Source organism: Roseateles sp. P5_B10 (genome assembly GCF_056400485.1).
The window spans coordinates 1-566 of record NZ_JBFULE010001666.1 but is presented as its reverse complement, the minus strand read 5'-3'; the positions used below and the strand labels follow the sequence as shown (position 1 = coordinate 566).

The 566-nt window shown below is 62.2% G+C and carries 1 protein-coding gene; it reads right to left on the bottom strand.

Annotation, left to right across the window (positions count from 1 at the left end):
- The coding region (locus AC1DU6_RS35215; RefSeq protein WP_477863208.1) for a LysR family transcriptional regulator at nucleotides 1-491 on the bottom strand (491 nt) is incomplete at its 3' end.
- Nucleotides 492-566 lie beyond the last annotated feature (75 nt).

Sequence of the window (566 nt, the reverse complement as noted above, 5' to 3'; positions counted from 1 at the left end):
CAATGGATCCGCTCAGGCCACACCGCAATGCCACCTTTCTCACCCGCGGCGCGCTTGAACAGTGCCAGGTCGAGTTCGCCGCGTTCGAGATCGCGGCGCAAATACGTGCTCTGATCGGCGCGTACGTCGAGCCGCAAACCGGGCCGCGACCGCGAAAAATTCGCCAGCAATTCGGTCAGGCGATAGGCCGCGAAATCCTCGGGGATGCCGAGCCTGACAGCGCCTTCATTGGTCGGCCGGGCCAGCACGTCACGGGCTTCCTCCGCCAGCGCCAGCAGCCGTCGCGCATAGGACAAGAGCCGCTCGCCGGCTTCGGTCGGGGTCACGTCCTTGCCGGTGCGGTTCAGCAGCGGCTGGCCGATATCCTCTTCCAGTCGCTTGATTTGCTGGCTGACGGTGGATTGGGTGCGGTGAACGCGCTCGCCGGCGCGGGTAAAGCCGCGGGCATCGACCACCGAGACGAAGCTGCGCAGGAGTTCGAGATCCAGCATCGGCTGTCCATTCGTTTTTCAACTGACAATAAGTATATCATTTAATTTCCAAATGAGAAGGCGTGCGCATAGACC